The organism is Aquipuribacter hungaricus (assembly GCF_037860755.1).
Classification (GTDB): Bacteria; Actinomycetota; Actinomycetes; order Actinomycetales; family JBBAYJ01; genus Aquipuribacter; species Aquipuribacter hungaricus.
Window position 1 is genome coordinate 1 of sequence record NZ_JBBEOI010000172.1, and the last position, 7,723, is coordinate 7,723.

Annotated in this window: 8 protein-coding genes; 3 read left to right on the forward strand and 5 right to left on the reverse strand. The window is 77.2% G+C overall.

What is annotated here, in order from left to right:
* Positions 1 to 1,174, forward strand: a 1,174-nt coding sequence (locus tag WCS02_RS14990; RefSeq protein WP_340294615.1) for a hypothetical protein, incomplete at its 5' end; no start/stop codon positions are given.
* The gene (locus tag WCS02_RS14995) at positions 1,171 to 2,304 is read left to right on the forward strand and encodes a glycosyltransferase family 4 protein (RefSeq protein WP_340294617.1); all 1,134 of its coding nucleotides are present in this window, start codon (positions 1,171 to 1,173) and stop codon (positions 2,302 to 2,304) included. The genes WCS02_RS14990 and WCS02_RS14995, both read left to right, overlap by 4 nt.
* Before the next feature lie 103 nt (positions 2,305 to 2,407).
* On the opposite strand, the gene WCS02_RS15000 is transcribed toward WCS02_RS14995, so the two are convergent.
* The 5 genes from WCS02_RS15000 to WCS02_RS15020 form a co-directional block, all read right to left on the reverse strand.
* Positions 2,408 to 3,652 (reverse strand): glycosyltransferase 87 family protein, encoded by a 1,245-nt coding sequence (locus tag WCS02_RS15000; RefSeq protein ID WP_340294619.1) that lies wholly within the window; start codon positions 3,650 to 3,652, stop codon positions 2,408 to 2,410.
* A gap of 32 nt (positions 3,653 to 3,684) precedes the next feature.
* Entirely contained in the window at positions 3,685 to 3,951 is a 267-nt protein-coding gene (locus tag WCS02_RS15005) for a Flp family type IVb pilin (RefSeq protein ID WP_340294621.1), read from the reverse strand.
* Between the two features lie 124 nt (positions 3,952 to 4,075).
* On the reverse strand, positions 4,076 to 4,837 hold the full coding sequence (locus tag WCS02_RS15010; RefSeq protein ID WP_340294623.1) for a response regulator transcription factor: 762 nt from the start codon (positions 4,835 to 4,837) through the stop codon (positions 4,076 to 4,078).
* Entirely contained in the window at positions 4,834 to 6,426 is a 1,593-nt protein-coding gene (locus WCS02_RS15015) for a sensor histidine kinase (RefSeq protein WP_340294625.1), read from the reverse strand. The genes WCS02_RS15010 and WCS02_RS15015 overlap by 4 nt, the downstream gene beginning before the upstream one ends.
* Before the next feature lie 67 nt (positions 6,427 to 6,493).
* Positions 6,494 to 6,796 (reverse strand): helix-turn-helix transcriptional regulator, encoded by a 303-nt coding sequence (locus tag WCS02_RS15020; protein WP_340294627.1) that lies wholly within the window; start codon positions 6,794 to 6,796, stop codon positions 6,494 to 6,496.
* 88 nt (positions 6,797 to 6,884) lie between these two features.
* Between WCS02_RS15020 and map the strand changes: the two genes are divergently transcribed.
* Complete coding sequence (gene map, locus WCS02_RS15025) at positions 6,885 to 7,664, forward strand: type I methionyl aminopeptidase (protein WP_340294629.1); 780 nt, start codon at positions 6,885 to 6,887, stop codon at positions 7,662 to 7,664.
* Positions 7,665 to 7,723 lie beyond the last annotated feature (59 nt).

Consider the following 7,723-nt stretch of genomic DNA (forward strand, 5'->3'; position numbering starts at 1 on the left):
CGCCGCGGGCGGCGACCCGGCCGCCGGCACCGCACCCGACGGCGCCCTCGCCGTGCTGCGCTCGCTGCCCGTGACCGCGTTCGAGTCCTCCGTCGTCCCGGGGACGCTGGCACCGACGGACGACGGGGCGGACGGCACGCCGGACAGCGCGACAGACGGCTCCGCGGACGCGGCGGGCGCTCGCTGGCAGGCGCGGGTCGAGACGCGGTACGAGCTGGCCGGTGCCGTCGCCGTCGTCCGCAGCGACACCGTCCTGCTCGCACCGGCCCCCGCGGGCTCGTGGCAGGTCGTGTCGTGGGTCCCCCACCCGGCGCCGGGGGAGGTCGGCACCGTCGCCCCCTGGGACCTCGGCGAGGTGCACGCGTCGGTCGGCGAGCGCAGCGTGGTCCTGTCGTGGACGGACCCGGCCGTGGTCGACGACGGCTCCGTCCCCTCGCAGGCGCTGCAGGACGCGCAGGCCTGGGGCGCCCGGGCCGCGGGCTGGGCGGACCGCGGGGCCACCGTCGTCGACTCCTATCTGGGGACGGGGTGGCCGCGCTCGACCCTGGTGCTGAGCCCCGCCACCACCGAGCAGTACGACGCCCTGGTCCCCGGGCCCGTCCCCGCCCGGCCCGACGTGTTCGCCGCCGTGACGACGGACGTGGCGACGCCCACGGGCGGGGGCGACCTGGTGGTGCTCAACCCGACCGCACGCCCGGAGCTCGTCGAGGAGACCTGGCAGGTCACGGTCACCCACGAGCTGGTCCACGTCGCCTCCGGGGCCAGGTACGGCGACTCGCAGGAGGTCTGGCTCGCCGAGGGCCTGGCGGACCTCGTCGGCTGGTCGACGGTCGTCCCGTCGACGGCCTCCCGCGAGGACGTGGCCGGGCGCTTGCTGGACCGGGTGGCCGCCGGCGCGGCCGACGCCGGGTCGCTCCCGTCGGCCGAGGACTTCACCGCTGCTGACCCCGAGGTGGTGGGGGATGCCTACGAGGGGGCCTGGCTCGCGGCGCTCCTGCTGCAGGACGAGCTGGGGGTCGACGGCCTGCTCGAGGTGTACGCCGCCGCGTCGGGGCCGACCGAGGACCCTGCCGGGCGTACGGACGGCGCCCTGACCGCGGCGACCGGCCAGGGGCGCGAGGCGTTCCAGACCCGGTGGTCGGGCTACGTCGGCGCGCTCGCCGCCGCCCGATGACACGCCCCGGCCGCGTCCTCGTCGTCACCAACGACTTCCCGCCCCGCGCGGGAGGCATCGAGACCTACGTCGACGCCCTCGTCGGCCGGCTCGACCCGGAGCGCGTCGTCGTGCACGCCTGCGCCCAGGACGGCGCCGCGGAGCACGACCGCGGCCTGCCCTACCCGGTGGTGCGCGACCCCGCCCGGCTGCTGCTGCCGGGCCCGGGCCTGTCCCGGCGGGTGCGGGAGACGGCGCGGCGCCACGGGGCCGACGCGGTGTGGTTCCCCTCCGCCGCCCCGCTGGCGCTGCTGGCGCCCGGGCTCCGCCGGGCGGGCGTGCGCACCGTCGTGGCCAGCGCCCACGGGCACGAGGTGTGGTGGGCGCGGCTGCCCGGTGCCCGGTGCGCCCTGCGTGCGCTGGGGGAGGGCGTGGACGTCGTCACCGTGGACTCGGCCGCCGTCCGTCGACCGGTCAGCCGTGGCCTCGGCGCAGCCGCGGCCGGGCGGGTCGTCCTCCTGTCGCCCGGGGTGGACGCCGACCGCTTCGCAGCACCACGCCCGCCGGGCGGGGACGACCCGCTCGACGGCCCGGTCGTCCTGTGCGTGTCGCGCGCCGTGCCGCGCAAGGGCCATGCCCGGCTGCTCGACCTGTGGCCCGAGGTGCGGCGGCGCCACCCCGCCGCCCGGCTGGTCCTCGCCGGGGGCGGCCCGGAGCTCGAGCGGCTCCGCCACCGGGCCCAGGACCTCCCCGGCGTCCAGGTGCTCGGGCGGGTGGACGACGACCGGCTCCCGGCGCTCTACGCCGCGGCCGACCTGTTCGTCCTCCCGGTGGCCGACCGGCTCGCGGGGCTGGTGACCGAGTCCCTCGGCATCGTCCTGCTCGAGGCCGCGGCGGCGGGCCTGCCGGTCGTGTCCGGGCGGGCCGGCGGCACCGTGGACGCGGTGCTGCACGGCCGCACCGGCCTGCTCGTCGACGCCTCCGACCGCGACCAGCTGCTCGGGTCCGTCGAGACCTACCTCTCCGACCCGGGGCGCCGGCGCCGCGACGGCACGGCGGGGCAGGAGTGGGTGCGGGCGGCATGGACGTGGGACCGGACCGCCCGGCGGCTCGAGGCGCTGCTCGCGGGGGAGCCCGTCGACCGCTGGTGAGCCGGCGGCCGCGGACCTGCTGCGGCCGGGGACCTGACCGACAACGGCGGCACGACCGGCGGCACGGCCCGGTCAGCAGTCAGGGTCCGGTCAGGGCGTGGACCTAGCCGCCCACCGGGGCCTCCCGGGCCGGGACGTCGACCGTCGCGCCGTCGCCCCCGCCGCGTGCGGCGACGAGCAGCCAGACCGCGAGCCCGAGCAGCAGCAGGTTGCGCACCAGCAGGGACGCCGCGGCGAGCTGCCCGTCCCCGACCAGCCCGCCCCACTGCAGCGGGAACGTGAGGTGGGTGAGCAGGACGAGCGCGGCGACCAGCGGCAGGGTCCGCCGGGCGAGCCGTCCGTCGGGGCCGGGCACCGCCGCCGCCACCGCGGCCCCGCCGACCAGCCACAGGACGAACTGCGTCGACAGCAGCGGGCTGGTGGCCAGCAGCGCCACCACCGCCACGTACCAGCGCAGCGCCGGGGTGCGCCGGCGGGACAGCCACAGGCCCAGCCCCACCACGACGAGCATGAGCAGCGTCGCGACCCGCGCCAGCACCGCGGCACCCGGCTCGAGGACCTCGTAGGTGCCGTTGACGAAGTCGCCGTCCACGGGCGTGCCCAGCGCCTGCTGCAGCGTCCACGGCAGGGCCATCGGCGACTCGACCTGGATGCCGCGCCCGGACAGGTTGCGCAGGAAGGTCCACGTGCCGTCCAGCAGCAGCGTCGAGGCCACCGCCACGGCCGTGCCGGCGACCAGCGCGCCGGCCAGCCAGCGGCGCTCGCGCAGGAACAGCAGCCCCAGCACCACGGGCCAGCCCTTGGCGGACGTGCCGAGCGCCGCCATGACGCCGGCCAGCGCGGGGCGCCGGGCCGCCAGCAGCAGCGCGGCCGCGGCGAAGACCACGGGGACCAGGTCCAGCCGGGCCCACGAGATGAGGCCGAGCAGCGGCACGAGGACCACCCAGGCCCACATGCCGGCCGGGTGCGCGCTGCCCCGGCGGTGCGCCTGGAGCAGGAGCAGCAGCACCGCCAGGTCGGCGAGCAGCACGAGCGCCACGAAGCCCGGGCCGAACGGTCCCGGCAGCACGTCGGCGAGCAGCAGGACCGCGGCGGCCAGGGGCGGGTACATCCACGTCACGCCGTCCGGCATGGCGCCCGTGGCGGCGATCTGCCGGGCCCAGAACTCGTACAGCGCGAGGTCGCCCCACGCCAGCGAGCGCCCCGCGAAGTCGGTGGCCGCGTAGACCACGGCGACCACGAGGCGGGCCGTGACCCAGCCCAGCAGCACGACCGGGGCGCCGTGCGCGGGCGACGGCGGTGCGGGCGCCGGGACCGGGGCCCCGACCGGGAGACGGGTCGCGGCCACCGGGGGAGTATGGCCCAGCGGGGAGGTGGGGCTCAGGCGTCGCTGGCCAGGCCGTCGCCGGCCGGTGCCGCGCAGCCGGTGGCCGAGGCGGCGCTGGCGCACTCGTCGACCGCACCGAACAGGCTGTCCAGCGTGCCGCCGAGGGCGAAGACGATGACGATGACCACGGCGGCGATCCCGGCCACGAGCAGGCCGTACTCGACCGCCGAGGCACCCTCGTCGCGGGTGCGGAGAGGGGTGCGGGCAGGGTTGCCGGCACGGGCGCCGGTGCGCGGACGGCAGGGCGGTGCAGCGGTCATGCCGGTCCTCCCCACGACGGGGCGTCGCCCCCCGCGGACGCGCAGGACCAGCATGCGCCCCGCCCCGCCGCGGGTGCATCGGCGGGACGGACCCTCTTCTCGTCCCCCGTTCGGATGATGAGGCCTACGCGCCGTGGCGGGGGGCGTCGGTCCGTACCAGCCCGGACCTCACGGCGATCATGACGGCCTGGGCGCGGTTGGTGGCGCCGAGCTTGTCGTAGATCTTGCCGATGTGGGTCTTGATGGTGGACTCGCTGATGAACAGCCGGCGCCCGATCTGCGCCGCGGACAGCCCGTCGGCCAACAGGTGGAGGACCTCGGACTCCCGCGGGGACAGGGTCGGCCCCTTGGGCGCGGCCAGCTGGCGCTGCATGGCGGCCGCGAGGTTCTCCGCGGCGAAGGCGTGGGGCGCGGCGACCGCGTGCCGTGCGGCAGCGACCACCTCGTCGCTCGGGGCGTCCTTGTTGACGAAGGCGCTCGCGCCGGCCTCCAGCGCGCCGATGAGGTGCTCGTCGCCGGAGTACATGGTGAGCACGACGATGCCCATGTCCGGGGAGGCCTTGCGGACCCGCCCGGCCAGCTCGATGCCGTTGCCGTCCGGAAGGCGCACGTCGGTGACGAGCACGTGCGGGTCCTCCCGGGCGAGCACGCCCAGCGCCTCGCCGACCGAGGCGGCCTCGCCGACGACGGCGAAGTCGCCCGCCCGCTCGAACGCCCGGCGCAGGCCCTGGCGGATGAGCTCGTGGTCGTCGACGAGCACCACCCGGTGGACCGCCTCGGGCGGGACGTCCTCGGCCCGCCGCCGCAGCACCGGGGTCGCCCCCGACCCCGCGGCGCCCCCCGCGCCCGTCGAGGACGTCCCCTCCGTACCCGTCGTGCCGCTCATGCCGACCCCTCCTCGTCCCAGTCCCCGATGCTGACCTCGACCTCGGTGCCCCCGCCGGGCCGTTCGCCCACCCGCAGCTCGCCGCCGATCCGCCGTGCCCGTTCCCGCATGCCCCGGATCCCCATGGACTGCGGCCGGGCCGGCTGCAGCCCCACCCCGTCGTCCGCCACCCTCAGCCAGGCCCGGGGGGCGTCGACCGTGCACTCGACCCACATGTTGCTCGCGTGCGCGTGCCGGCGGACGTTGGTCACCGCCTCCTGGGCGATGCGGAGCAGCTCGACCTCCACCCCGGCGGGCAGCCGGTCGCCCTGCTCGTCGAGCACCGTGTGGACGACGAGCTGGCTCTGCTGGCCGACGCGCTGGACGTGCTCGCTGAGCGCGGTGCCCAGCCCGACCGTGTCGTCGGTGCCGGCGCGCAGGTCGAAGATGCTCATCCGCAGCTCCCCCACGACGTCGCGCACGTGCGAGCGCAGCCGCAGCAGCTCGTCGTGGGCCTCGTCCGTGACCCGGCCGGCGAGGTCGTCGAGCATGTAGCCGACGCTCGCCAGCTCCTGCGCGACGCCGTCGTGGATCTCGCGGGCCAGCCGGAGCCGCTCGTCGACGGTCGCGAGCTGGCGCACCTCGTCGAAGACCAGCGCCGCGGCCAGCCGGGGACCGGAGCGGTCGACCAGGCGCGAGATGCGGGCGGTGTCGGCCGAGGACAGCCCGACGGACCGGACCAGCAGCACCGCGACGACCTGCGAGCCGATCCGCGCGGGGAAGGCGTGCACCCGGGTGCTGCCCTCGCCGGTCCGGCTGCTCAGCGTCCCCGTCGACCACGCCGTGCCAGTGAGCTCGTCGTCCACAGGGCCGGCCTCGGGGCTGGCCACGAGCGGCGCGAGCCGCCCCTCGCCGCTGCGCACCGACAGCGTGCACTCGCTGCGGGGGGCGATCGAGGTCACCTCGTCCAGCAGCGTGGTGCCCAGGGTGGCCGGGTCCAGGCCCACGCTGAGGTCGCGCGCCACGCTCTGCAGGCCGCTGAGCAGCCGGAAGGCCTCCTCGTACGCGTTGTCGCTCGAGGTCTCCTTCTCCAGCCTGAGGCGGTGCACCCACCCGGCGAGCAGACCGGTCGCGACCAGGACGACCGTCCACAGCAGGGGGTCCGCCAGGCCCTCGGCGAGCTCGGAGTAGCTGCTCGTGCTGAGGACGGCGAGGCTCCAGGCGACCCCGCCCACGAGACCGCCCACGGCGCCGAGCGCGAGGCCGCCGCGCTGGCCGGTGGTGAACACGGCGAGCAGGAGCAGCGGCACGAAGACCTGGCCCACCTCGGGGAGGCTGCCGATGACGAAGGCCAGCAGCGTGACCTCGGCCTGCGCCTGCAGCACCCGGGCACCCCGGCCGGGCAGCGGCACCGCGCCGAAGGCGATGACGATGACCAGGGCGAGCGACGGGCCGAGCGCCTGGTCGGTGTCCGTCAGCACGGCGATCGCGGCGGCGCCTGCCGCGAGCAGCAGGCCCCGGACGACCAGCGGGAGCACCGGGCCGTCGACGAGGTCCTGGCGGGCGAGCAGGAGCGGGCGGGGTCCCTGCAGCGCCGCGTGACCCCTCACGGGGCACACCGTCCCATACCTGGCACCGGCGTGCGGTGGGCCGCCGGGCCAGGTGGCCGGAGGGTGCCTAGGAGACGAGCCGGTCGGCGGCGGCAGGACCCGCGCCGGCGGGCGCCGCGGCCCCCTCCGGGCGGGCGACCTCGGCCCACAGCACGTCGAGGGACAGACCGAGGACGTCGGCGACCGCGGCGACCGTGGGGAACGACGGCGTCGCCACCCGGCCGGACTCGATCTTGCGCAGCGTCTCCGGCGAGACGCCGGCCTCGAGGGCCACGGCCAGCACCGTCGCCGACCCGCGGGCTCGGCGCAGCAGGGCGCCGAGGCGCTGGCCGCGGCGGACGTCGGCGGGGGTGAGCGGCAGCCGGACCATCGCACCAGGCTAACTGGGATATCTTTACCGGGACAACAGTACCGGTCCACGACCGTCGCCCGGCTGCCGGGCGACGATGGGGGAGCCCATGATCGAGATCCTCACGCCCGCCGAGCTGGTCCGCGCCCGCGCCGCCGGCGCCCTGGTCGGCGACATCCTCCGGACGCTGCGCGAGCGCTCGGAGGCCGGCACCAACCTGCTCGACCTCGACGCCTGGACCCGGGAGATGATCGACGGGGCGGGGGCCGTGTCCTGCTACGTCGACTACGCGCCGTCGTTCGGCCGCGGCCCGTTCGGCCACCACGTCTGCACCTCCGTCGACGACGCGGTGCTCCACGGCCTGCCGCACGACCGCGTGCTCCGCGACGGGGACCTGCTCACCCTCGACCTGGCCGTGTCCCTGGACGGGGTGGTCGCGGACTCCGCGGTGAGCTTCGTCGTGGGCGGGCAGGCGTCGGCCGAGGACGCGGCGATGATCTCCGCGACCGAGCGGGCGCTGGCCGCAGCTATCGCGGCCGCCCGTCCGGGGGCGCGGGTCGGGGACCTGTCCCACGCCATCGGCACGGTCCTGCGCGAGGCCGGCTACCCGGTCAGCACGCAGTTCGGCGGGCACGGCGTCGGCTCGACCATGCACCAGGACCCCCACGTCGCCAACGACGGGCGTCCCGGCCGGGGCTACGAGCTGCGCCCGGGCCTGCTGCTGGCGCTGGAGCCGTGGGTGATGGCCGACACCGACCGGCTCGTCACGGACGCCGACGGCTGGACGCTGCGCAGCGCGACCGGCTGCCGGACCGCCCACAGCGAGCACACGGTGGCCATCACGGCCGACGGCGCGGAGGTCCTCACGCTGCCTCCTGCCCGGGGCTAGTGGGCGGCGGGGCGGCGGGGCCGGCGGACGAGGCTGCGCGGGTCCGGGCCGGCGGCGCC

Coding starts and splice junctions, on each gene's coding strand:
- WCS02_RS15020 (WP_340294627.1), bottom strand. CDS start 6,796: ATGGTCCGGCTGCCGCTCACCCCCGCCGACGTCCGCCGCGGCCAGCGC.
- WCS02_RS14995 (WP_340294617.1), top strand. CDS start 1,171: ATGACACGCCCCGGCCGCGTCCTCGTCGTCACCAACGACTTCCCGCCC.
- WCS02_RS15005 (WP_340294621.1), bottom strand. CDS start 3,951: ATGACCGCTGCACCGCCCTGCCGTCCGCGCACCGGCGCCCGTGCCGGC.
- WCS02_RS15010 (WP_340294623.1), bottom strand. CDS start 4,837: ATGAGCGGCACGACGGGTACGGAGGGGACGTCCTCGACGGGCGCGGGG.
- map (WP_340294629.1), top strand. CDS start 6,885: ATGATCGAGATCCTCACGCCCGCCGAGCTGGTCCGCGCCCGCGCCGCC.